The sequence below is a fragment of the Saccharopolyspora shandongensis genome (genome assembly GCF_900106995.1).
Lineage (GTDB): Bacteria > Actinomycetota > Actinomycetes > Mycobacteriales > Pseudonocardiaceae > Saccharopolyspora > Saccharopolyspora shandongensis.
Genome location: NZ_FNOK01000044.1, coordinates 58,815 through 81,469 on the forward strand (window position 1 = coordinate 58,815; position 22,655 = coordinate 81,469).

Annotated in this window: 20 protein-coding genes; 14 read left to right on the forward strand and 6 right to left on the reverse strand. The window is 70.6% G+C overall.

What is annotated here, in order from left to right:
* The first annotated feature begins 73 nt into the window (after positions 1-73).
* On the forward strand, positions 74-382 hold the full coding sequence (locus BLW84_RS50475; RefSeq protein WP_093273792.1) for a hypothetical protein: 309 nt from the start codon (positions 74-76) through the stop codon (positions 380-382).
* Between the two features lie 318 nt (positions 383-700).
* Here the strand turns inward: BLW84_RS50475 and BLW84_RS33525 are convergent, their stop codons facing one another.
* On the reverse strand, positions 701-1,168 hold the full coding sequence (locus BLW84_RS33525) for a GbsR/MarR family transcriptional regulator (RefSeq protein WP_177226831.1): 468 nt from the start codon (positions 1,166-1,168) through the stop codon (positions 701-703).
* Positions 1,169-1,260: 92 nt separating this feature from the next.
* Between BLW84_RS33525 and BLW84_RS49430 the strand changes: the two genes are divergently transcribed.
* On the forward strand, positions 1,261-2,889 hold the full coding sequence (locus tag BLW84_RS49430) for a class I SAM-dependent methyltransferase (RefSeq protein ID WP_245761560.1): 1,629 nt from the start codon (positions 1,261-1,263) through the stop codon (positions 2,887-2,889).
* Between the two features lie 216 nt (positions 2,890-3,105).
* A complete protein-coding gene (locus tag BLW84_RS33535) occupies positions 3,106-3,456 on the forward strand; it encodes a VOC family protein (protein ID WP_093273796.1) in 351 nt (116 codons plus the stop codon).
* Here BLW84_RS33535 and BLW84_RS33540 read toward each other — a convergent pair.
* The gene (locus BLW84_RS33540) at positions 3,420-4,445 is read right to left on the reverse strand and encodes a YncE family protein (protein WP_093273800.1); all 1,026 of its coding nucleotides are present in this window, start codon (positions 4,443-4,445) and stop codon (positions 3,420-3,422) included. The genes BLW84_RS33535 and BLW84_RS33540 overlap by 37 nt on opposite strands.
* A gap of 185 nt (positions 4,446-4,630) precedes the next feature.
* On the opposite strand from BLW84_RS33540, the gene BLW84_RS33545 reads away from it, so the two are divergent.
* Entirely contained in the window at positions 4,631-5,530 is a 900-nt protein-coding gene (locus BLW84_RS33545; RefSeq protein ID WP_093273803.1) for a LysR substrate-binding domain-containing protein, read from the forward strand.
* A gap of 183 nt (positions 5,531-5,713) precedes the next feature.
* Here the strand turns inward: BLW84_RS33545 and BLW84_RS33550 are convergent, their stop codons facing one another.
* Positions 5,714-8,197: a UvrD-helicase domain-containing protein gene (locus tag BLW84_RS33550; RefSeq protein ID WP_093273806.1), complete on the reverse strand. Its 2,484-nt coding sequence runs from the start codon at positions 8,195-8,197 to the stop codon at positions 5,714-5,716.
* Positions 8,198-8,473: 276 nt separating this feature from the next.
* Here BLW84_RS33550 and BLW84_RS33555 point away from each other — a divergent pair, with 276 nt between their 5' ends.
* Positions 8,474-9,193, forward strand: a complete 720-nt coding sequence (locus BLW84_RS33555) for a DedA family protein (protein ID WP_093273808.1) — start codon at positions 8,474-8,476, stop codon at positions 9,191-9,193.
* A gap of 297 nt (positions 9,194-9,490) precedes the next feature.
* Positions 9,491-9,796 carry a chorismate mutase gene (locus tag BLW84_RS33560; protein ID WP_093273811.1) on the forward strand — a complete coding sequence of 102 codons (306 nt, stop codon included), beginning with the start codon at positions 9,491-9,493 and terminating at the stop codon, positions 9,794-9,796.
* An 82-nt stretch (positions 9,797-9,878) separates the two neighbouring features.
* Here BLW84_RS33560 and BLW84_RS33565 read toward each other — a convergent pair whose 3' ends face one another.
* Positions 9,879-10,679 (reverse strand): 3-hydroxybutyrate dehydrogenase, encoded by an 801-nt coding sequence (locus BLW84_RS33565; RefSeq protein WP_245761561.1) that lies wholly within the window; start codon positions 10,677-10,679, stop codon positions 9,879-9,881.
* 231 nt (positions 10,680-10,910) lie between these two features.
* Here BLW84_RS33565 and BLW84_RS33570 point away from each other — a divergent pair, with 231 nt between their 5' ends.
* The 6 genes from BLW84_RS33570 to BLW84_RS33595 all read left to right on the forward strand — a co-directional run bounded on the left by BLW84_RS33570 (position 10,911) and on the right by BLW84_RS33595 (position 17,540).
* Entirely contained in the window at positions 10,911-11,228 is a 318-nt protein-coding gene (locus tag BLW84_RS33570; RefSeq protein WP_093273813.1) for a hypothetical protein, read from the forward strand.
* 149 nt (positions 11,229-11,377) lie between these two features.
* On the forward strand, positions 11,378-12,103 hold the full coding sequence (locus BLW84_RS33575; RefSeq protein WP_093273859.1) for a PIG-L deacetylase family protein: 726 nt from the start codon (positions 11,378-11,380) through the stop codon (positions 12,101-12,103).
* Positions 12,104-12,137: 34 nt separating this feature from the next.
* Positions 12,138-13,064 (forward strand): hypothetical protein, encoded by a 927-nt coding sequence (locus BLW84_RS33580; protein ID WP_093273816.1) that lies wholly within the window; start codon positions 12,138-12,140, stop codon positions 13,062-13,064.
* A 198-nt stretch (positions 13,065-13,262) separates the two neighbouring features.
* On the forward strand, positions 13,263-13,946 hold the full coding sequence (locus tag BLW84_RS33585; RefSeq protein WP_143061184.1) for a hypothetical protein: 684 nt from the start codon (positions 13,263-13,265) through the stop codon (positions 13,944-13,946).
* A 465-nt stretch (positions 13,947-14,411) separates the two neighbouring features.
* Positions 14,412-15,821: a serine/threonine-protein kinase gene (locus tag BLW84_RS33590; protein WP_093273821.1), complete on the forward strand. Its 1,410-nt coding sequence runs from the start codon at positions 14,412-14,414 to the stop codon at positions 15,819-15,821.
* Positions 15,822-16,025: 204 nt separating this feature from the next.
* A complete protein-coding gene (locus tag BLW84_RS33595) occupies positions 16,026-17,540 on the forward strand; it encodes a serine/threonine-protein kinase (protein ID WP_093273824.1) in 1,515 nt (504 codons plus the stop codon).
* Between the two features lie 39 nt (positions 17,541-17,579).
* Here BLW84_RS33595 and BLW84_RS33600 read toward each other — a convergent pair whose 3' ends face one another.
* Positions 17,580-18,473, reverse strand: a complete 894-nt coding sequence (locus tag BLW84_RS33600) for a LysR family transcriptional regulator (RefSeq protein ID WP_093273827.1) — start codon at positions 18,471-18,473, stop codon at positions 17,580-17,582.
* Between the two features lie 173 nt (positions 18,474-18,646).
* Between BLW84_RS33600 and BLW84_RS33605 the strand changes: the two genes are divergently transcribed.
* Positions 18,647-19,705 (forward strand): DMT family transporter, encoded by a 1,059-nt coding sequence (locus BLW84_RS33605; protein ID WP_093273830.1) that lies wholly within the window; start codon positions 18,647-18,649, stop codon positions 19,703-19,705.
* 43 nt (positions 19,706-19,748) lie between these two features.
* Here the strand turns inward: BLW84_RS33605 and BLW84_RS33610 are convergent, their stop codons facing one another.
* Positions 19,749-21,158: an MFS transporter gene (locus BLW84_RS33610; protein WP_093273832.1), complete on the reverse strand. Its 1,410-nt coding sequence runs from the start codon at positions 21,156-21,158 to the stop codon at positions 19,749-19,751.
* Positions 21,159-21,591: 433 nt separating this feature from the next.
* On the opposite strand from BLW84_RS33610, the gene BLW84_RS33615 reads away from it, so the two are divergent.
* The coding region (locus BLW84_RS33615; protein ID WP_093273834.1) for an IS110 family RNA-guided transposase at positions 21,592-22,655 on the forward strand (1,064 nt) is incomplete at its 3' end.

The following is a 22,655-nucleotide window of genomic DNA, read 5'->3' on the forward strand; positions in this document are numbered from 1 at the left end:
ACGCGCGTTTCAGAAGTGGCGTCGACTGCCGTCGGCGCCGCTTCTGCCTTCAGCCGCCTGCACACCGAAGTCGATGACCCCCGCGAACTCGCCGCGCGCTTCGACGTCGGCCCGTGCGACCGGCTGCGTCCGATCGAGCGTGGAAGGCGGCTATTACCCGATCGCCGGCAAGGCCATGCCCAGCGAGGAGGCCGTGATCTGCCTTCGCATGGCGGCAAGGGACATCGTCGACAGCGTCGAGGAAACGTCGGTACGGGCGCTGGCCAAGCTCCAACAAGTTCTGTCCTCGCGACGGCGGGTCAACGGCCTCGGCGCGGTGACCGTGCCGCTGACACTGGCCAATGCGACCACCGGCCGGGAGCGGCTGCCGAACCGGCTCTGACGGCCGACCGCCTGCTGGCCCGCGGCGACGATCACGACGACTGGCGGACCTTCCGCGTCGACCGGATCGCCAAGCGCTCCGCGCGAGCTGCGGCCGAAGAGGTCTCCGCCTCCAGCTGTTCAGCCTCGCCCCACCCACGGTCGGCAGCGCCCCCGCGCACTCCGATCGAGCAGATCTGCACGCCTCGGCGACCACGTCGATCCGGAGCCGATCATCGAGGGCAGTTGCCTGTTGCGCAGCCGGTTTGCCTGGCATTCCGGTTCATCAGCCTGGCTGCGAGGCTGAAGTGCACTAGTCCGCCGAACTCGCCGAGCAGGGTCACGACTCCCGCTGCCGATGCCACTTCTGCATCAGCTCAGGGATCTCGGCGCGGAGGAACTCGAAGAACCGACGGGTCTCGTCCAGGCGCCTCCCGGGCCCCGATTCCGCGCCGACCGCGGCCACGCCTTCGGCGAGGGTCCGCTCCCAGCCGAGCAGCTCCGCGTCGCGCTCGATGATGCTCGTGTACCAGACGTCGTCGAGCACCCGGTAGTGATCGCGCCGCTCGCCGGGACCTCGCTCCCGCACCACCAGCTTGACCTGCGCCAGGTAGCGGACCGCGCCGGAGACCGCCGCCGGGCTCACGTCCAGCACCTCGGCGAGCTCGCTCGCCGTCCGCCGCCCCTCGTCGGCGACCAGCAGGCTCGCGAACACCCGCGCCGCCATGCGCGGGAAGCCGGCGCCGGTCAGGTCCAGGGCGAACCGCTCGACGAACCGCAGGACCTCGTCGCCCGCGCGTTCTGCCATGTCCTCATCCTCAGCAGCCGTGTCGATCACTCGAACATTTTAAACGTTTTCTTTATTTCACGAATTTGTGAAACAAGTGTAACTTGAGCCACGTGACCGAACAGATCCGGTTTACCGGCGCTCAGCAGACGCTCCTCGGCCCCCTCTACGCCCGGGCCATGGACAACCGCAGGCCCGATCCGGTGCTCGGCGACGAGACGGCGGACCGGCTGCTCGACCGCATCGACTTCGACTTCCGCAGGCTGTTGAGCTCGGGAGACCAACTGGCGGTGATCCTGCGAGCCAAGCAGCTCGACGACTGGGCGGCGAGCTACCTCGCCGAGCACCCCGACGCGGTGGTTCTGCACCTGGCGTGCGGCCTGGACAGCCGGGCGTTCCGGCTCACCGTGCCCGCCGACGTGCGCTGGTACGACATCGACATGCCCGACGTGATCGAGCTGCGAAACCGCCTCTACCCGCAGGCCCCGGCGAACTACCGCACGATCGCGGCATCGGTGACCGACCGCTACTGGCTCGACGAGATCCCGACCGGGCGGCCGACGCTGGTCATCGCCGAGGGCCTGACGATGTACCTGACCGAGGCGGACGGCATCGACCTGCTGCGCCGACTGGTCGAGCGCTTCGAGATCGGCGAGATGATCTTCGACGCGGTGTTGCCGTGGACCGTGCGGGCCGCGCGCTTCTCCGGGTTCCTGCAGCGAACGGGCGCCTCCTTCCACTGGGGCATCGGCGATCCCCGCGCCCTCGAACTGCGCGTGCCCGGCCTCCGGCTGCAGCGGGAACTGCCGATGATGGACCTGCCGAGCGTGGCGAAGATGGACGCGGCCAACCGCACGATCGCGAAGTTCATGAACGCCATCCCGCCGCTGCGCAAGGCCATGCGACTGCTGCACTACAGCTTCGAGCACCGGCAGCGCGAGAAGGTCGAGCTGACCGGCGCGCAGGCGACGATGCTCGCCACGCTCTACCTGCGTGCGCTGGACAACCGTTCGGCGGACCCGATGCTCGGCGACCGGTACTCCGACGAGGCCGTTCAGCGCATCGACTTCGACTTCGGCAAGTTCAAGTTGGGCGCGCACAACGCCGGTTCGGTGGCGATGCGCGCCAAGGCGCTGGATCGCTGGGTCGAGGAGGCCCTGCGGCCCGGCATGGCGGTCCTGCACCTGGGTTGCGGCCTGGACAGCCGCTTCGAGCGGATCAACCCGCCGGAGAGCGTCGAGTGGTACGACATCGACCAGCCCGACGTCATCGAGCTGCGTCGACGCCTATTCCCGGAACGCCCGCACCACCACACCATCGCCTCGTCGGTGACCGCACCCGACCTGCTCGACGACATCCCCGGCGACCGGCCGGTCCTGGTGGTCGCCGAAGGGCTCACGATGTACCTGTCCGAAGTGGACGGCCTGGCGCTGCTGCGCCGCATCACCGGGCACTTCCCCAGCGGAGAGCTGATCTTCGACGCCTTCAGCGGCCTGGGGGTCCGGGTGTCCAACCGGTTCAACCCCGCGGTGGTCCACGCCGGAGCGCGCCTGCACTGGGGCATCGACGAGCCGCGAGCGCTGGAATCCAGCGTGCCCGGGCTGCGGTTCGTCACCGAGTGGTCGTTCACCGATGCTCCGGAACTCGACAGGTATCCACTACCGGCGCGCGCCGCCATCCGCGCGTCCGGGCGCATCACCGCGATGCGGCGGATGGGCCGGATGCTCCGCTACCGCTTCTGACTCGGCAGACCGGCCAGCGCCGGTCGGTTGCCGGGTGCCCTCGGCGGGAAACCCGATGGCATCGAGTTCCCGTCGGCGATCACGGGATCCACGAGTTCGCGGCGGCGGCTCCGGTGTCGTGCGACAGCGCACGCCCGCCGCCGACAACGCCCGGGCTTGTCGTGGGGCGGCGGGCCGTCCGCTGCCGTGGCACGGTTTCGCCAGGAGGTGGTTGCGATGATCAACGGTGCGCACTTGCTGCTGTTCAGCCGGGACGCCGAACGGGACCGGGCGTTCCTCCGCGACGTGCTCGGGTTCGACGCCGTCGACGCCGGGGATGGGTGGCTGATCTTCGGGCTGCCGCCCGCGGAACTCGCCACCCATCCCACCCAGGGTGAGCCCACCTGCGAGCTCTACCTGATGTGCGACGACATCGCGGTCACCATCGGCGAGCTGCAGGAGAGCGGCGTCGAGATCACCCGCCCCGTCAGCAACGAAGGCTGGGGGCTGCTCACCGCGCTCCGCCTGCCCAGCGGCGCCGAGATCGGGCTCTACGAACCCAAGCACCCCCGGCCGGCCGGGATGTAGGCGAGGCCGTGCGCGCCGGGCTCGCCACGCCGTTCGATCGGCAGGGTCGCCAGCGTGCTCTGGGTTTCGAGATCGACGACGGAGACCGTCGAAGACGCGACGGCGGACACGTAGGCGCGCGTGCCGTCGGGCGAGGACGCGATGGTGAGCGGGAAGCTGCCGACATCGACACCGCCGAGCGGCTCGTAGGTGCCCGCCGCGTAGCTCAGCAGCTGCCCCGCTTGCTTCCGGATGAGGGCCGGGTCGCCGTCGAACCGGAGCCCGCCGACGAGCAGCGTGCCGGTGCTGGTGATGTGGACCGCGAGCACGGGCTCCTCGGTGCGGATCGTCCGGACGATGTCGTTGGTCTCGGTGTCGATCACCTCGATGGCGGTCGGGGCGTCGGGGGTCCCGGCCTTCGGCGTGGCCACGCAAACGTGCTTGCCATCGGGGGTGACGGCGATCCCTTCGCTGCCCGCCACCGGCACCTTGCGCAGCAGCCGACCGGCCTCGAGGTCGACCGCCGAGACGAACGGGGCCTCCTTGTTGCTGGCGTAGCCGCGACGCCCGTCCGGCGTGATCACGAACCAGTGCGGGCCCGGTGCCTCGGTGTCGATGCGGCCGATCTGCTTGCGGGTCTCCGTGTCGAGCACGACCACGCCGCCCGGCCCGGCAGGCCCGGCCTCGACGCTGACGTACAGCCGCCGGTTCTCGGCGTCCAGCGCCAGGCCGTGCGGGCCGTGCTCCGGCGAGAGGTCGATGACCTCGATGATCTCGCGCTCATCGGCATCGATGACCACCACCTCGTGCGCCTGGCCGGTGTTCGCGCCGTAGTAGCCCGAGCGATAGGCGATCGTGCAGTACAGGACCCGGTGCTCGGGGTCGAAGCAGAGCTCGTGCGGTTCAGAAGGCAGTTCGAGGGTTTCGAGCGGCTGGTGGGTGATCGCGTCGTAGAAGCTCACGGTGGGGCCGCTCTGGCTGACCACTGCCAGCACGTCGCCGGTCTGCATGGTCGGTTCTCCTCAGGTCGAAAGGTTCCCGCCGGTGCGGGATCATCTCCACCTTGGGCCGGAAATATCGTTGCCGCGATGGCAAAGCCGGCACGCAATACTTGCTCCGCGCGTAATACTGCTGGTGGCCAACATCCTTCGCGGCAGCTGTGACCGACATCATAATGGAGTTCCAATTGTCCATAATGGACTTAAATCTGCTGGTGGCACTGGATGCCCTGCTGCACGAGCAAAGCGTGACGCGCGCAGCGGAACAGCTGCAGACCTCGCCCGCGGCCATGAGCCGGACGCTCGGCAGGATCCGCCGCGTCCTGCACGATCCGATCCTGGTGCGCGCCGGTCAGGGCATGGTCATGACGCCGTTCGCCGCAGCGATGCGCGACGGCGTGCATTCCGTCATCGAGCAATCGCGCACGCTGCTCAGCCGCGGCGCGGCTTTCGACCCCGCCTCGCTGTCCCGCACCTTCACCTTGCAGACGAGCGATCTCCTGATCGACGCGCTGACGCCCGGACTGCTCGCGGCGACCGGGAACGACGCGCCGGGAGTGACGCTGCGGTTCGCCTCCGAAGCCGTCGAGGACACCCGCGCCCTGCGCGACGGCCTGATCGATGTCGAGCTCGGGGTGCTCAAACACCTCGATCCGGAGACCCGCACGGCACCGTTGGCGTCACTGCGGTTGGTCGGCGCGGTTCGCTCCGAACATCCGCTGGCTCGCGACCGGGTCACACCGCAGCGATTCGGCGCAGCCGAGCACATCAGCGTTTCGCGGCGCGGTCACGCGCGAGGGCCGGTGGACGAGCGGTTGGCCGAGCTGGGGATCCAGCGGCGAGTCGCGGTCGTGCTGCCCAGCCACACCGCCGCACTGCTGCTGGCTCGGGAGACCGATCTCGTCTGCCTGACAACGGAATCCGCGGCGCGACGACTCGGGCTGCACACCTTCGAGGTGCCGCTGGACCTCCCGACGCTGGAGGTGGGCATGGCGTGGCATCCCCGCAACGACGCGGACGCGGCCCACCAATGGCTGCGGGCCCGCATCCGGGACACCGTCGCCGACCTCGCCTCCGACGGCGGCGCGATCCTCTGACCGCCCTGCCTGCGACGACAGCCCAGGACGCGCGAAGGCACGGGACGGGCTTTCCTCGCACGTGACGCGGCGGGCGAACTGCCGCGCTTGCGAAGTCGTGCCGCTTCCGCAGAACCTCGCAAGGCCGGCGGATGATCCGCCGGCCGAACATTGTCTACTTAGGACTTGAAGTCGCTCGCCCGGTCAGAGCTTGCTGATCGGCACGCTGCCGATCAGCATCAGGCGAACCGTGCCGGAGCTGCCGAAGTCGATCGTCGCGGTGGCCCGCGGTCCCTCGCCCTCGGTGGACAGCACCGTGCCGAGGCCGTACTTGTCGTGGGTGACCCGGTCGCCGGCCTCCAGCTTGATGGCGACGGCGTCCTTCCAGCCCTTCATGCCCGTGCTGCGCATGCCGCGCGCCGCCAGCCCCGCCTGGGCCGAATCCGACCCGGTTCGGTCGAAACCGCCGCGGCTGCCCCAGGTGCTGCGCACCTGCGGGGCGGCTCGCTCCGGTTCGATCCGGCGCCAGTGCATCAGCTCGTCCGGGATCTCGGTGAGGAACCGGGACGCCGGGTTCGTCATCGGCTGCCCCCACGCCGAGCGCATGAGCGCCCGCGACAGGTACAGCCGCTGCCGGGCACGGGTGATGCCCACGTACGCCAGCCGCCGCTCCTCCGCCAGCTCGGCCGGGTCGCCGAGCGCCCGCGAGTGCGGGAACACGCCGTCCTCCCAGCCGGTGCAGAACACCACCGGAAACTCCAGGCCCTTCGCGGTGTGCAGGGTCATCAGGGTGACGACCCCGTCCCCGGACTCCGGCAGCGAATCCGCGTCCGCCACCAGCGAGACGCGCTCCAGGAACGCCGACAGCGAGTCGTCCGCGGGCAGCCCCAGCGCCGCCTCCTCGGCGCCCTCCGCCGCGGGCACCGCCTCCGCGACGACCGCCTCGGCCGACGGGTCGACCTCGACCGCGGACTCGCCGACCGGCGCTCCCGCCAGCGTCTCGGTGAACTCCCGCGCGACCGTCACGAGCTCGGTCAGGTTCTCCACCCTCGTGGCGTCCTGCGGATCGTCGCTGGCTTCCAGCTCGGTGCGGTAGCCGGTGCTCTCCAGCACCTTCTCGAGGATCTCGGCGACATCGGACTCCGCCGCGACCGCCTGGAGCTCGTCGAGCAGCGCCACGAAACCCGCGATGGCGTTCCGGGCCCGCGTGTTGAGCAGCGGAACCTGCCCGGCCGCCGCCTTCCGCAGCGCGGCGGCGAACGAGATCCGCTCCTGCTCGGCGTGCACGGCGACCACGGCCTCCGCCCGGTCGCCGATGCCGCGCTTGGGCACGTTGAGGATGCGGCGCAGGCTGACCGTGTCCTCCGGGTTGTCCAGCACCCGCAGGTAGGCCAGCGCGTCCCGCACCTCGCGACGCTCGTAGAAGCGGACGCCGCCGACGACCCGGTACGGCAGGCCCAGCCGGATGAACACCTCCTCGAACACCCGGGACTGGTTGTTCGTCCGGTAGAACACCGCGATGTCGTTGAACGTCGCGTCGCCCTCGTCCACCAGCCGATCGATCTCGCCGGCGACGAACGCCGCCTCGTCGTGCTCGTTGTCCGCGACGTAGCCGACGATCCGCTCGCCGTCCCCCGCATCGCTCCACAGCCGCTTGTCGCGCCGGTTCGGGTTGCGCCGGATCACCGCGTTGGCCGCGGACAGGATCGTCTGCGTGGAGCGGTAGTTCTGCTCCAGCAGGATCGTCCTGGCCTGCGGGTAGTCGCGCTCGAACTCCTCGATGTTGCGGATCGTCGCGCCCCGGAAGGCGTAGATCGACTGGTCGGCGTCACCGACCACGCACAGCTCCGCCGGCTCGACGCCGTCGTCGGTCGTCCCGGTGCCGACCAGCTCGCGCACCAGCACGTACTGCGCGTGGTTGGTGTCCTGGTACTCGTCGACCAGCACGTGCCGGAAGCGCCGCCGGTAGTACTCCGCGACCGCCGGGTGGTCCTGCAGCAGCTCCACCGTGCGCATGATCAGGTCGTCGAAGTCCATCGCGTTGGACTCGACCAGCCGGCGCTGGTAGCCCGCGTAGACCTGGGCGACCTTGCGCTCCATGTCGTTGCCCGCCTGCTCGGCGGCGGCCTCCGGGGTCAGCAGCTCGTTCTTCAGATTCGAGATGTGCACCGCGAGCGTGCGCGCCGGGTAGCGCTTGGAGTCCAGGTCCTGCTCCCGCGCGATCATGGTGATCAGCCGCCGGGAGTCGTCCGAGTCGTAGATCGAGAAGTTGGACGACAGCCCCAGGTTCTTGGCCTCGCGGCGCAGCACCCGGACGCACATGGAGTGGAACGTCGAAACCCACATCACGTTGGCCCGCCGACCCACCAGGTCGACGACGCGTTCCTTCATCTCGGCCGCGGCCTTGTTGGTGAAGGTGATCGCCATGATCTGGCCCGGGTGCACGCCGCCCGCGAGCAGGTACGCGATCCGGTTGGTCAGCACCCGCGTCTTGCCCGACCCGGCGCCGGCCACCACGAGCAGCGGCGAGCCGGTGTGCACCACCGCGTCGCGCTGCTGCGGGTTCAAACCGTTGAGCAGGGCGTCCGGATCAGGGCCGGACCGCGAGGCGCGCCCGGATTCGTCCGACTGCGGCGATCCGTGCTGCGGAAGATCGCTCTGCCACTGGAGGTCGAGTGGGGTGCTCATCGTTGCTCCACGTTACCGGCGTGCCCGGACAAAACCCGAATCCCGGTGCCCGAACCGAACGCGCGGATCGGCTCGCCGGACGGTTCGGACACCGACACCCGAGGCCCGGAGCCCGAATCCCGGCCCACCGACGGCGTGCCCGGCACGGCTCCGACCCAACCCCCGGCCACGAAAGTCAGGGACCGCCCCGGGGCTTACCCCGATCCCCCGCGCGCGGCCGGCCTGGATGGTGAGTTCCGACCGCCGAAACCGCCACGGAAACGGAACGAGCCCTCCATGGAGCTGATCAGCCAGATCGATGCCGTGATCCGGGAGTTCATCGCGTGGGCCGCGACGCTGAACCCGTGGCTGTGCGTGCTGCTGGCCCTGGTCCTGCTGTCATTGGAAACCTCCCTCTTCATCGGTTTGCTGATCCCCGGCGAGGCGACGCTGCTGCTCACCATCGCCGTCCTCGGCGCCCGGTGGGCGCCGGCGCTGTTCGGCGCGGCGGTGCTGGGCAACGTCATCGGGCAGACCGGGGGCTACTGGCTGGGCCGGCTGATCGGCCCCGGGCTCCGCAACACGTGGGTAGGACGCAAGATCGGGGCGCGCCGCTGGCAGGCCGCCGAGACCGTCGTGCACGACACCGGCGGGCGCGCGCTGATCACGACGCGATTCGTCGCCGTGGTGCACGCCGTGGTCCCGGCGGTGGTCGGCACGCTGCGGCTGCCGTACCGCCGTTTCCTGATGCTCTCGGCGGCCGCCGGCGCCCTGTGGTCGGCGGTGCAGACCATCGTCGCGGTGGTGCTCGGCGAGACCGCCCGGGCAGTCGGCTACGGCTGGACGGTGCTCGCGCTGACCTGTGCCGGCGGTCTTGCGGCGGGCATCTTCGTGATCCGCAGCGCGCGTAGGCAGTCCGCGCGGAGGACGGCGGAACGAGCCGACGCGGACGCCGCTGGGAGTCCTGGTCGGAGTGCTGGTCTGGACGCTGGCCTGCAGCGGATTCGGTCGTCATGACTCCAAGATCCGCGCTGCTCCCGGCACATTTCCACTAAATTACTCGAACTGGTGATCGATAATCGCCATGGTCCACTCGTTGGGATGATGGGCCCACCTCATGGCCAGGCCGATACCGGCTGTGGCAGACTGGTCGCGTGCGAACGCAGACCTACGAGTTTTTCTACGGGCCCGGGACTCCGGCGCCCGTAGCTGCGTGAGCTCAAAAACCACTACGACGCCCCGGGGTCCTCGGACTCGGGGCGTTCGCGCGTTCCGGGGGCCGGGGACGGGGCCGAATCCGGAGGAAAACGCCCGATGAACGCCACTGTGGACGGTGACCAGCCGAAGTCCGAGCCCGCCTCGGCCACGCAGGCCGCCGCGGAGGCCATCAGCAACTTCCGCGAGGAGATCGACTACCTGGACGCCGAGATCCTGCGCCTGGTCAAGCGCCGCGCCGAGGTCTCCCAACAGGTCGGCCAGGCCCGCATGGCGGCAGGCGGACCGCGCATCGTCTACAACCGCGAGATGGACGTGCTCGCCCGCTACCGGGAACTCGGTGCGGAGGGCCGCGAGCTCGCGATGATCCTGCTTCGCCTGGGCCGCGGCCGCCTCGGCCACTGAAGCGACCGTTCCCAGTCCCGTTTCCGACGGCGAACGTGCTGGTGGGCAGCCCAGGGCGGCCCACCAGCACGACGGGAAGAACTCAGTGCGAGGTCCAGCCGCCGTCGATCGGGAACGACGCCCCGGTGATCGACGTGGTGCCCGGGCCGCACAACCACACCGCCAGCTCGGCGACCTCCGCCGGCTCCACCAGGCGCTTGATCGGCGTGCGGGCCAGCAGCACGTCTTCGAGGACCTGCGCCTCCGGCACCCGCAGGAGTTCCGCCTGATCGGCGATCTGGCGCTCCACCAGCGGAGTCCGCGCGAAGCCCGGGCAGACGCAGTTGGAGGTCACCCCGTGCGCCGCCCCCTCCAGCGCGGTCGCCTTGGACAGCCCTTCGATCGCGTGCTTCGCGGTCACGTAGGCGCTCTTGAACGGCGACGCGCGCAGCCCGTGCACCGACGAGATGTTGACGATCCGCCCCCAGCCGCGGTCGTACATGCCCGGCAGCGCGGCGCGCACGATCCGGAACGGCGCCTCCACCATCACCCGCAGCATCGTGCTGAAGGTGTCGGCGGGGAACCGGTGGATCGGCGCGACGTGCTGGAAACCGGCGTTGTTGACGACGATGTCCACCCGGTCGCCGAGCTCCGCGGCGGCATCGAGGTCGGCCAGATCGACGATCCTGGCCTCGGCGTCGATCTCGGCCGCGATGGCCTCGACCTTGGCCGCCCGGTCCACGGCGATGACCTCTGCGCCGGCCGCCGCCAGCCGGCGGGCCACCGCCGCGCCGATCCCGCTCGCCGCACCCGTGACGAGTGCTCGCTTGTCCCCCAGATCCAGGCCGTTGGTGCTGGATCGCGCAGAGCTCGCACCAACCGACCCGGCCAACCGATCGCTCATAGCCTGAGAACCTAAGGCGTGAGTCCGGTCTCAATCCAGGGTCAAATCACAACCTTTTCCACCGGCCGCCGCGGCAGTGCGGCTGACCGGGCGTTTTTCGCGGTAGTGCATTCGGCGGAACTTCCGGCGGCACCCCGGAGCCACCCGGATTCCACCCACCCCCGACCCGCGCGCGGCATATCCGGGATATCACCCATACCGGGCACGGCGGAAACAAGGCAGACTGTGGTCATGGGTGTTCTTGCTCTTGTGGCCTTTCTCGTGACACTGGCCGGGGTGCTCGTCGCCGCCGGGCACGCGGGCTACCTCGCGATGCTGACGTCGGCCGCGAAGAAGCGCGCCGGCGGCCAGCCCGCCGTGGACTTCGCCCGGAAGCGGTTCCCGATCGCCGGCGTCGGCCTGGGCGTGACCCTGCTGGCGCTGCTGATCAGCAGCGGCGACTCGACCGGGGCGGACATCTTCGCGATGATCCTCGGCGGTGGCGGCGGCGTCGCCTCGCTCAAGGCGCTGCAGTCGACGCAGAGCAAGTTCCGCAACGGGCAGTTCTGATCGGGCGCTCAGCACGCTGAGCAGCTGTCCGCCGGATCAGCATTGGGCCTTTCGGTGTACTCATTCGCGCTGAAAGGCCTTATTGATCACCTAGTGTGATTGCACGACCCCGCACCGGAGTCATTGCGCCCTCCCCTTAGGCTGTGACCATGACCACGCCGCCGGAAACGTCCTCGACACTCCGCGCCCTGGTGGTCACCGCACACCCCGACGATGTCGACTTCGGGTCGGCGGGCACCGTCGCTTCCTGGGTCGCCGACGGCGTGCAGGTCGCCTACTGCGTGTGCACCTCGGGTGATGCCGGCGGCTTCGACGACACGCCGCGCGAGGACATGCCGCGCATCCGGCAGGACGAGCAGCGGGCCGCCGCGGCCGCCGTCGGCGTCTCCGACGTGCGCTTCCTCGGCTACCAGGACGGGCGGGTCGTCGCGGATCTGCAGCTGCGCCGGGACATCACCAAGGTGATCCGCGAGCTCCGCCCGCACCGGGTCATCAGTCACTCCCCGGAGATCAACTGGGCGCACCTCCCGACGTCGCACCCCGACCACCGGGCCGTCGGCGAGGCGACCCTGGCCGCGATCTACCCGGACGCGCGCAACGGATTCGCCCACCCCGAGCTGCTGCGGGAAGGGCTGGAGCCGTGGACGGTGCGCGAGCTGTGGATGTCGGAGTCACCCGAAGAGCGGATCAACCACGCGGTCGACATCACCGATCACTTCGACGCGAAGCTCGCGGCGCTGGCCGCGCACCGGTCGCAGACCGCGCACCTCGACGACCTCCAGGGCATGATCCGGCGGCACCTGGCACGAACGGCCGAGCGGCACGGCATGACCGGTCGACTCGCCGAGGCATTCCACGTAGTCGACACGTCGTGAACTCCCCGCGAGTCGCAGAAAGTCGAGATCTCCGATGCACAGCGGCAGAAAATTGGGCTGGAGCGGCCAGCTCGACTGGCCGCCGACGCCGGAACCGCCCGCGCACGGCCGGCACCGGGTCGGGTCCCCGGTGTCGCGGACGTCGGCGGTCCGTCCGCGCCGGCCGGCGCACTCGCTCGGCGCGCGGCTGACGACCGACCCGCTGGTCGACACCATGCCGGTGGGCGGGCTGCACAAGTTCGACCTGGGCATGGTCCCGGCGTCGGTCACCCCGCCGCGGACCTGGCGGCAGGCGGCCTGGTTCGCGATCGCCTCGTCGGCCGCTGCGCTGGGCGGGCTGATGTTCGCCACCACGCTGCTGGCCGGCGGGTCGACGACCATCAAGGGCTTGGAGTTGCCGAGCATGCCGCGCGGGGAGTACCCGCCGGTCGCGCCGACGGATCCGTACTACCTGACGGGCGACCCGACCCGGCCGGAGGCGGTGCGGGCGACGGGTTCGGTGCAGCCGCTGCAGCCATCGCCGCCGCTGGCCACGTCCGCGGGCATCCCGATCCAGCCGAACCCGATCGGCAGCTCCGCCCCCGGCGCTCCCGGCCTGCCGACCTCCGGCACCACCCCGACCACGTCCAGCCCGACGCGGACGCCGGAGCTGCTGTTCGCCGACACCGGGCCGGTCAAGCAGCGCGGCGAGGAGTACTACGCCGCGATCGGCCGCGGCGACCTGCGAAGTGCGTACGCGCTGACCACCGGGTCGCTGCACGCCGAGGGCTACGAGGCGTTCGCCGCGAGGTACTCGCGCGCCAAGTCTGTCGAGGTCGTCGAGAGCTATGCGACCCCGACCAGCACGCTGCACACCGTCCGGCTGACCATGGCCGACGGCACCGTGCAGACGCAGCGCCGGGAGCTGCGGTACACGATGGCGGACGAGCCGCTGATCACGTCCGACGAGCGGATCGCCTGATCACTGCTCGTGACCCGCTGCTCCGTTCGAGTCCTCGCGCACGCCCCTTCTGGTGAACTCGGCGGTAAGCCTTTCGCGATCCGGACGTCGGCGCGGTACGAGTTCTACGGCGGATTCACGAGGGCGGGCGAGCGAGTGCAGCAACATCCTTCGACCAGCAGGCGACGCGGCGGTGCGGGCGCGGTAACCGTGGCCGAGTTGATCAGGCGCGAGCCGCTGTCACCGGAGCACGAGCGGATCGCCGACGAGCTGCTCAAGACGCCCGACCCCGCTGCCGACGCACCGACGCTGCGCAGCCGGATCGCCTTCGGCCTGCTGGGCACCCTGCTGCTGCTCGCGGCCGCCGCGATCGGCGCGAGGATCGTCGCGCAGCCCGCCGCCCCGCCGCGGCCGTTCACCTCCGCCGCCCCGATCACCGGTGTGCTGGCGCTGCGCCCGGATCTGGTTCGGGAGGCCGGCTGGCCGTTCGGAGCCAACGGCGGCTTCGCCGCGGCGGCCGGTTCGGGCGGCGCCGACGATGTGCCGGAGGCCGCGGAGCAGGGCACCGCGAATCCCTCGGCCGGCAGCCACGAATCGGCGCTCAACCTGGTCGAGGAGTTCTACCACCGCCTGGACGACGACCCGGGCTCGGCCGTTCCGCTGGTGTCGCCGGAGCTGCTCGCCGGGCAGCAGGCCGAGCTGGTCGGCGCCTGGCAGGCGGTCGAATCGATGCAGCCGCAGGTTCGGATCTCCTCCGCCGGGGTGGTGCAGGCGGAGGTCAAGGCCCGCTACCCGGACGGGCACCGGGTGGTGCTGCGCCAGCTGCTCACCGTCGAATCGGACGCCTCCCCGCAGATCGTCGGGGCCGAACTGCTCGGCGCCCGGCACATCACGCCCCGGTGAGCCGTGACCGGCCGCGCACAACAATGCGGCAACGACCCGAGTCTCCAGAAACGCCTGACGCCGTACCAGGATGAACCGGACAGCGCCGATATCGTTGCCCAGCGCAACCGGTGCGCTGCCCGCACGGACGTCGCCCGAGGCCCGGCAGGACCGACATCACCAGCGGAAACGACTGTGAGGAGAATCCGGTTCGGCCGACCGAGCGGAAGCCTCCGCGTACCGTCGAATGAGGTTGCACGGATCTTCCGACTTCGGGCCTACGCCGACCTGGCGTCGGCTAGGCTCCCGTATCGCGGTTGGATTCGAGACGTTCCACGAGCCCGAACCGCGAGGAGAACGTGTACATGTCGGGGGCCGGAGCCGGTCCACCAAATCCGCCGATGTTCGGTGGGTCCGTACCCGGGACCATTATCCCCGGGATTCGCGGTGCCTGCTGAGCATCGATAGCAGTACGGGGAGACGTCGGTGAGCGACGAAGGTCGCCTGGTCGCCGGACGCTACCGAGTGCAGCGACGCATCGGCAGTGGCGCGATGGGCGTGGTGTGGGAGTGTGTCGACGAACGCCTGCACCGCACGGTCGCGGTCAAGCAGTTGTTGCTGCAGCCCGGATTGGATCCGGGTGAGGCCGAGGAAGCGCGGCAGCGGGCAATGCGGGAAGGCCGGATCGCGGCCCGACTCCAGCACCCGAACGCCATCTCGGTCTACGACGTGGCCGAGGACGAGGGTCAGCCGGTCCTGGTCATGGAGTACCTGCCCTCCGTCAGCCTGGCCGGGATGATGTCCGATCACGGGCCGCTCCCGCCGCGCGAGGTGGCGCGGATCGGCGCGCAGGTCGCCTCGGCGCTGGGTGCGGCGCACGCCGCCGGTGTCGTGCACCGCGACATCAAGCCCGGCAACATCCTGCTCGGCGACAACGGCCAGGTGAAGATCACCGACTTCGGCATCTCGCGGGCCCAGGGCGACGTGCAGGTCACCAAGACCGGGATGCTCGCGGGCACGCCCGCCTACCTCTCGCCCGACGTGGCGATGGGCCAGGAGCCGACGTCCGCGTCCGACGTGTTCTCGCTCGGCGCCACGCTGTACGCGGCGATCGAGGGCCACCCGCCGTTCGGGCTCAACGAGAACACCCTCGCGCTGCTGCACGCGGTGGCCGCCGGGAAGATCGAACCGCCCCGGCAGGCCGGCCCGATGGCGCAGCCGCTGATGGCGATGATGGCCGCCCGCGTCGAGGACCGGCCGGACATGCCACAGGTCCGGGACATGCTGCAGTCCGTCGCAGACGGCGGCTCCGCGACGTCGATCCCGGCCATGGCGGCGCCGATCCCGCCCGCGCTGGCTCCGGAATCCAGCCAGCCCGAACTGGCCCCGACCAGCGTCGTCGGCTCGCAGGGCACCACCGTCGCGTACTACGAGGAAGAGCCCTACTCGGAGCAGCCGTACGAGGACGCCACCTCGTACATGGGTTCCGACACCCGCGGCGATGCGGCGATCTACGAGAAGCCGCGCAAGAGCAAGCGGCCCGTGGTGATCTCGGGCATCGCGCTGGTCGCCGTCGCGGTGATCGCGGTCCTGGTGACGTCGGCGCTGATGAACAGCCAGAAGCCGCCGGAGAACACCGGGAACCCGACGACCTCGGAGATGAACCCGCTCCCGCCGCCGACGGTGGCCGAGACCACCTCCGAGCAGGAGCCGGCCAACACGAAGACCAACTCGCCGTCGACCAAGACCAACGCGCCGTCGACGACGACGAAGCCGACGACGCAGACGCAGGAGCCGACGCAGACGTCCAAGCCGAGGCCGACGACGAAGACGACTCCGCCCTCGGACACCCAGGACGAGCCGACGACCGAGCCGACCGGCAGCGCCGGGGGATAACGAGATCCGGTCTCGAACCCGCGCCGGCCGGGGCGTTCACCGCGAGGTGGGCACCCCGGCCACGTGCATTTCCTGGTGCGGACGGCACCAGGGTGCAACCGGGTGCGGGACGCCCAGTAACGTTGAACACCGTCGAGTGAACGCTGGCCACGGGGGTCCGGTCAGTACTGTCCAAGCAGGCTCAGCCAGTACCAGGAGACACCGGTGAGCGCCGAAGGTCGTTTGATCGCGGGCCGGTACCGCTTGCAGCAGCAGATCGGCAGCGGCGCCATGGGCGTGGTGTGGCAGGCCGTTGACGAACGCCTGCACCGCACGGTCGCGGTGAAGCAGCTGCTGCTTCAGGCCGGCTACACCCCCGAGGAAACCGAGGAAGCCCGTCAGCGAGCGATGCGCGAAGGCCGCATCGCCGCCCGATTGCAGCACCAGAACGCGATCGTCGTGTTCGACGTCGCCGAGGACGAGGGCCAGCCGGTCCTGGTCATGGAGTACCTCCCGTCGCGAAGCCTCGCGTCGGTCATCGACGAGCAGGGCGTGCTGCCGCCGTTGCAGGTGGCCAGGATCGGCGTGCAGGTGACCGGGGCGCTGGCCGCCGCGCACATGGCCGGCATCGTGCACCGCGACCTCAAGCCGGGCAACATCCTGCTCGGCGACAACGACATCGCGAAGATCACCGACTTCGGCATCTCGCGTGCCATCGGCGACGTCGCGGTCACCAAGAGCGGCATCCTCGCCGGCACCCCGGCCTACCTGGCGCCGGAGGTCGCGCTCGGCCGCGACCCGGCACCGGCGTCCGACGTGTTCTCGCTGGGCTCGACGCTGTACGCGGCGATCGAGGGCGGGCCGCCGTTCGGCGTGGACGAGAACGCGATCAGCCTGCTGCACCGGGTGGCGCGCGGGCAGATCGAGCCGCCGCAGCAGGCCGGGCCGATGACCCCGGCGCTGATGCAGCTGCTGCGCCCGGACCCGGTCGAGCGGCCGACCATGGCGCAGGCCCGCGAGTTGCTGCAGGCCGTGCTCGACGGGCGGCCGATCCCCAACGCTTCGCCGAACGTGGGCTGGCAGCGGCCGACCGCCGCAGGGCCGCGCACGCCTCCGGCGGGCAACCGGATGGGCCCGCCGCCGAGCGCCAACCCGCCCACGCGGCTCGGCGCCGCGGTTCCGGCGGCCGAGCCGGCGCGGCGCAACTACCGCCAGGTGGCGCTGTGGGTGGTGGCGATCGTCGTCGCGGTGCTGGTCGGCGTGCTCGCCGCGAACGCCTTCGGCGACGGGGCTCCGCCGGAGCAGACCGGCCCGGCCACCTCGGCGCAGTCCACCCCGTCGGTCCAGCAGACCAGCTCCGCGCCGACCACGTCCGCCAAGGCGACGACGTCCGCGCCGCCGACCACGAGCAGCTCGACGTCGAGCTCCCCGAACCAGCCGTCCGAGGACGAGGTCGTGGGCGTGGTCCGCGACTACTACTCGCTGGTGCCGAAGAAGCTGGACGAGGCTTGGGAGCTGCTGGGCCCGAACCTGCAGTCGCAGGGCAAGGACCGCTACGAGGGGTTCTGGAAGTCCATCGACGACGTCAAGATCGTCGGTGGGCCGGTGATGTCCGGGACCAACGTGATCGTCACGCTGCAGTTCACCAAGGGCCACAGCAAGATCACCGAGAGCCACACCCTCGGCATGGTGGCCACGTCGGACGGCGACGTGCTCATCAACACCGACCGCCGCAGCTGACCCGATCCGCGCCGCCCGGGGTTCCGGGCGGCGCGCCGGTCAGCTGGCGACCTCGTGCAGCGTCGCCAGGAGCGAGCGGGTGGCCGGCAGGTCGGCCACCGTTTCGCGGACCGCGGCGTAGAGGCGACGCGCCGGTTCCGGATTGCGCACCGCCCGCACCACCACGCCGGGGTGCACGACGTCTAGGCCGAGGCGCGGCACCAGCGCGACGCCCATCCCGGCGGCCACGAAGCCCTGGGCGGAGTAGGTGCCGTCGGTCTCCACCACCACCTTCGGCGTGAAACCGGCGCTGCCGTAGGCGTCCCTGAGCAGCCTCGAACAGATGTCGTCGCTGGTCACGGTGCTGTTCACCCAGGATTCGCCGGCCAGCCGGACCAGGTCGATGCGGTCCTCGGCGGCCATCGGGTGCGACTTCGGCAGCACCATCCGGTACGGGTCGTCGGCGAGGTGCACGAACCGCACCCCGCGCCGCTCGGGCACGGAGCGGCCCACCACGATGATCGCCAGGTCGGCCTCGCCGCGGGACACGTCGTCGACCAGCTCCACCTCCTGCAACCGCAGGTCCAGCTGCACGTCGGGGTGTTCGGCGCGGAACTTGGCGACCGCCGGCGGGATCAGCCCGACGCTGGCGGTGTGGAAGAACCGCACCCGCAGCAGGCCGGTGCGCCCGGCCCGGATGTCGGCCAGCTCCGCCTCGGTGCTGCTGAGCAGGTCGGCGATCCGCCCGGCGCGCTCGGCCAGCAGGGTGCCGGCCGGGGTCGGTTTCAGCCCGCGCCCGACCTTCTCCAGCAGCGGCGTGCCGGCCTCCTTCTCCAGCGTGGACAGCTGTTGGCTGATCGCGGACGGCGTGTACCCGAGGTTCGCCGCGGCCGCGCTCACGGAGCCGCTCGTGACCACGGCTCTCAGCACCTGCATCCGGCGTACGTCCAACATGCCCCCACGATACAGCAAATCTGAAACGTCGGTTGATTTTAATTCACTTGTGCTTACGTCTCGGCGGGCGCAACGTAGTAGGTGGAGATCGGTTCGGCGGTCGCCGAAGGTTCGGAGACCTACCGTCTCCGCGGGCCGACCCCTCGACCACGCCCCGCGAGACCGGAGAAGACATGAACAACCCGACCAACTACGTGCGACTCGGCGTGCTTGCACTGCTGTGGGGCTCCAGCTTCCTGCTGATCAAGCTCGCACTGGGGGCGCTGTCCCCGACCCAGATCGCGCTGACCCGCATCGTGCTGGGCGCCGCGGTCCTCATCGCGCTGTGCGCACTGCGCGGCCTGCGGCTGAGCAACGATCGCAAACTGTGGCGGCACATCGCCGTCGCCGCGCTGTTCGGCAGCGCGCTGCCGTGGGTGCTGTTCGGCCTCGGCGAGCAGACCGTCGATTCCGGCCTGACCGGCGTGCTGAACGCGACTACTCCACTGTGGACGGTGTTGTTCGGGCTGTTCGCCGGGCGCGAGGCGATGCCACCGGCCCGGCTCGGCGGGCTGCTGGTGGGATTCTTCGGCGTGGTGCTGATCTTCGCGCCGTGGCAGGGCGGCAGCCTGCTCAGCTGGGGCGTGCTGGCCTGCCTGGGCGCGGCGGTCAGCTACGGCATCGGTTACGTCTACATCGGACGAAACCTGACCGGGAACCACGGCCTGCCACCGCTGACCCTGGCGGCCATGCAGATGATCGCCGCCACCGGTTACGCGCTGCTGGCGCTCCCGCTCGACGGCCTGCGGCCGGTGAGCTGGGATCCCCTCGCGCTGCTCGCGGTCGCGGTCCTGGGCATCTTCGGCACCGGCCTCGCCTTCGCGATCAACTACCGGATCATCGGCGAGGAGGGCGCGACCACGGCGTCCACCGTGGCCTACCTGATGCCGATCGTCTCGGTGCTGCTCGGCTGGTTGCTGCTCGGCGAAGAGCTGGGCCTGCGTGTCCTGCTGGGCATGGCGATCGTGCTGCTGGGTGTGGCACTGACCCGCCGCACCACCACCCCGAAACCCGTTGCCGGATCTGAAATCGAGGAGGACGAGATGTCGAACCAGCTCCGCAGCGAGCCGACCACCCGCACCGACGAGCTCCCACCGATCGGGCCGCTGAGCGCCTGGGCCAGGTTCCGGCTCGCCCTGCTGCGCGGTTCCCAGCTCTACGCCGAGCTGGCCAGCAACCACCCGATGAAGTGACCGGCGTCGGGGAGTTCCCACTCGACCGGGAACTCCCCGGCGATCAGACCGGCTGGTCGTCGCGGGCCCGCGACGCGTGCAGCGATTCCAGGCTGCGCCCGGCGGTGCGCAGGCCCGCTGCCGCGAGGACGAGGGCTCCGATCAGCAGGAGCCCGCACAGCACCGCGAAAACGCCGCCGAATCCGATGTCCGCGTACAGGTATCCGATCGCCACCGGCGCCATGATGGCCCCGACCCGGGCGGTGGCGCTGGCCAGACCCATCCCGGTCGCGCGGGTCGCGGTCGGGTAGATCTCGGACGTGTAGGCGTACAGCGGGCCGGCGACGCCGTTCATGAAGAACGACAGGGCGACGGTGAAGCAGAAGATCGCCACGTCGTCGGTCGCGGTACCGAGCCCGGCCGCGCAGCCGATGCTGCAGCACAGGAAGAGCACGATCGTCCACTTGCGGTCGAGGCGTTCGCTGATGGCGGCGGCCACGTAGTAGCCGGGGACCTGGGCGACCGCGCTGGCCAGGGCGAAGGAGAAGCTCTTGGAGATCGTGAATCCCTTGAGTACCAGGAGCGTCGGCAGCCAGGTGCCATAGCCGTAGTGCGTCGCCTGGATGGCGAACCACAGGACGCACACCACGGCGGTGCGCCCGGCCAGACCCGGACCCCACAGCGCGGCGAACTGCCGGATCGCGCTCCGCCGGGGCGGGGCGGGCTTCGCCGCGGGTTCCACGACCACCGGCACGGGCGGGAGTTCCTGCCGGGCGGCGATCTCCCGCTCGAAGCGTTCGACGATCTCGGTGGCCTCGGCGATGCGGCCCTGGCTGATCAGGAAGCGCGGCGACTCCACCAGCGTCCGGCGCCACCAGAGCAGCAGGAGCACCGGCGCCACGCAGATCACGCACGCGATGCGCCAGCCCGGCTCCGGCGACGGGCTGATCACGGTCACCGCCGTGAGCCCGGCCAGGATGTAGCCGAACCCGAGGAAGACCATCGTGTTGCCGATGTTGCGGCCGCGGTTGCGGGCCGGGAGGAACTCCGAGATGTACGGCACGATCATGGTGGCCTCGGCGCCCACCCCGATCCCGCTGAGGATCCGCCACAGGATCAGCTCGCCCGGGCTGGTCGCGGTCGCCGCGACGAGGGTGAACGCGACGTAGACCAGCAGCGCGTACATCAGCACGCGGCGGCGGCCGATGCGGTCGGCGAGCAGCCCGGCGGCCAGCGCGCCGATCAGGTAGCCGATGAACACCGAGGCCAGCAGCCAGCCGGCCAGCCCCGACTCGACCTTCCACAGGGCGACGACGGCCGAGGCTCCGTAGCCGAGCAGCACGGCGTCGTAGGACTCGAAGAGGTAGCCGAGGCCGCCCTGCAGCATCAGCCGGCAGTGCGGCTTGCCGACCGGGAGCCGGTCCAGGCGCGCGAGGAGCTCGGTGCCCGTGGGCAGCGGCGCGGAGGCGGTCACCGGCGCCTCCCTGCGGAGGCGCGGGCGCCCAGCTGGCGCGCGGACCGGTGGGCGATTTCGCGCGAAATCGCCGCCGCTTCCCCGCCCGGAACCCGGCGGCTCCTCGGCGGCTTCGACGCGGGCGAGCCGGTTCGCGGTGTGGCGCGGCGGTGCCGCGTCCGCCCGGCATCTGCGCTGGTGGTCACTAGTGCACCCTCTTCCGTGCAGGTCCTTGGACGGGGCTTGTGGTAGGAACTAGGCGGAAGCCGGGGTGACGGCCTTTGGTGGTCGCCCTTCGTGGGCCTCGATGACACTGCCGCCCCCGGCTTCCCCGGAACCGTTGATTGATGACAGAGGGACGCGCCGTAGAGCGCCGGTTAGTGACCACTCGACTGTCGGTTCCTTCGCCTCCGCCCGGCTCCTGCCTCGTGCTGCGAACAGGAAGGCGACTGGGTTGTCGCTGGAAGATGGGCCGTTGTTCTTCGTCGGGATCGACTGGGCCGCCACCGCCCACGCCGTGTGCGTTCTTGAGCGCACTGGCCGCAAAGTTGCCGCGTTCACCATCGAGCACACCGCTGCCGGGTTCGCCCGACTGGCCGCTCGGCTGGACAAGCTCGGCGACACCGAGCTGACGGCGGTGGCGATCGAGCGTCCGGACGGACGTCTGGTGGACGCCCTGCTGGAGGCCGGGCACCCGGTGATGCCGGTCAAGCCGAACGCGATCAAGACCTGGCGTGAGGCCGAGGTACTTTCCGGCGCAAAGTCCGACCCCGGCGACGCGCACGTGATCGCCGACTACCTGCGGGTGCGCATCCACCGACTCCGCCCCGCGGTCCCGTATTCGGGATCTACCAAGGCAGTGCGGGCGGTGACGCGGACCCGGGGCGACCTTGTGGACGCCCGGGTGGCCGCGGTCAACCAGCTCGCCGCGCTGCTGGACGCGCACTGGCCCGGAGCCAAGGTGATCTTCGCGAGCCTGTCCTCGGCGATCGCGCTGGCGTTCCTGACGAAGTACCCGACCGCCGCGTCGGCGGCCTCGCTGACCGAGAAACGGCTGGCCGCGTTCTGCGCCAAGCAGGGCTACTCCGGCAAGAAGCCCGCCGCCGTCCTGCTGGCCCGGCTGCGCTCGGCGCCGGCCGGCACGACCGATCCCGACCTGTCCGAGGGTGCGCGCGTGGCAGTGCTGGCCCAGGTTGGCGTGATCACCGCGCTCAACACCGCGATCAAGGACCTCGACCGCGCCATCGCCGAGAAGATCGACGCCCACCCCGACGGGGAGATCTTCCGGTCCTTCCCCCGTGCAGGCACCGTCAACGCCGCCCAGATCCTGGCCGAATGGGGCGACGCCCGCGAGGCGTTCGGCCACCCCGACGCCATCGCCGCGCTGGCCGGGATCACCCCGGTCACCAAGGCATCCGGCAAACAACGCGGCGTGTCGTTCCGCTGGGCCTGCAACAAACGCCTGCGCCAGGCGATCACGACCTTCGCCGACAACAGCCGCCACGCCAGCCCCTGGGC

Excerpts from the sequence above, each read along its gene's own strand:
- BLW84_RS50475 (WP_093273792.1), top strand. The coding sequence starts at position 74 with ATGACCCCCGCGAACTCGCCGCGCGCTTCGACGTCGGCCCGTGCGACC.
- BLW84_RS33525 (WP_177226831.1), bottom strand. The coding sequence starts at position 1,168 with ATGGCAGAACGCGCGGGCGACGAGGTCCTGCGGTTCGTCGAGCGGTTC.
- BLW84_RS33535 (WP_093273796.1), top strand. The coding sequence starts at position 3,106 with ATGATCAACGGTGCGCACTTGCTGCTGTTCAGCCGGGACGCCGAACGG.
- BLW84_RS33540 (WP_093273800.1), bottom strand. The coding sequence starts at position 4,445 with ATGCAGACCGGCGACGTGCTGGCAGTGGTCAGCCAGAGCGGCCCCACC.
- BLW84_RS33545 (WP_093273803.1), top strand. The coding sequence starts at position 4,631 with ATGGACTTAAATCTGCTGGTGGCACTGGATGCCCTGCTGCACGAGCAA.
- BLW84_RS33550 (WP_093273806.1), bottom strand. The coding sequence starts at position 8,197 with ATGAGCACCCCACTCGACCTCCAGTGGCAGAGCGATCTTCCGCAGCAC.
- BLW84_RS33555 (WP_093273808.1), top strand. The coding sequence starts at position 8,474 with ATGGAGCTGATCAGCCAGATCGATGCCGTGATCCGGGAGTTCATCGCG.
- BLW84_RS33560 (WP_093273811.1), top strand. The coding sequence starts at position 9,491 with ATGAACGCCACTGTGGACGGTGACCAGCCGAAGTCCGAGCCCGCCTCG.
- BLW84_RS33565 (WP_245761561.1), bottom strand. The coding sequence starts at position 10,679 with ATGAGCGATCGGTTGGCCGGGTCGGTTGGTGCGAGCTCTGCGCGATCC.
- BLW84_RS33570 (WP_093273813.1), top strand. The coding sequence starts at position 10,911 with ATGGGTGTTCTTGCTCTTGTGGCCTTTCTCGTGACACTGGCCGGGGTG.
- BLW84_RS33575 (WP_093273859.1), top strand. The coding sequence starts at position 11,378 with ATGACCACGCCGCCGGAAACGTCCTCGACACTCCGCGCCCTGGTGGTC.
- BLW84_RS33580 (WP_093273816.1), top strand. The coding sequence starts at position 12,138 with ATGCACAGCGGCAGAAAATTGGGCTGGAGCGGCCAGCTCGACTGGCCG.
- BLW84_RS33600 (WP_093273827.1), bottom strand. The coding sequence starts at position 18,473 with ATGTTGGACGTACGCCGGATGCAGGTGCTGAGAGCCGTGGTCACGAGC.
- BLW84_RS33605 (WP_093273830.1), top strand. The coding sequence starts at position 18,647 with ATGAACAACCCGACCAACTACGTGCGACTCGGCGTGCTTGCACTGCTG.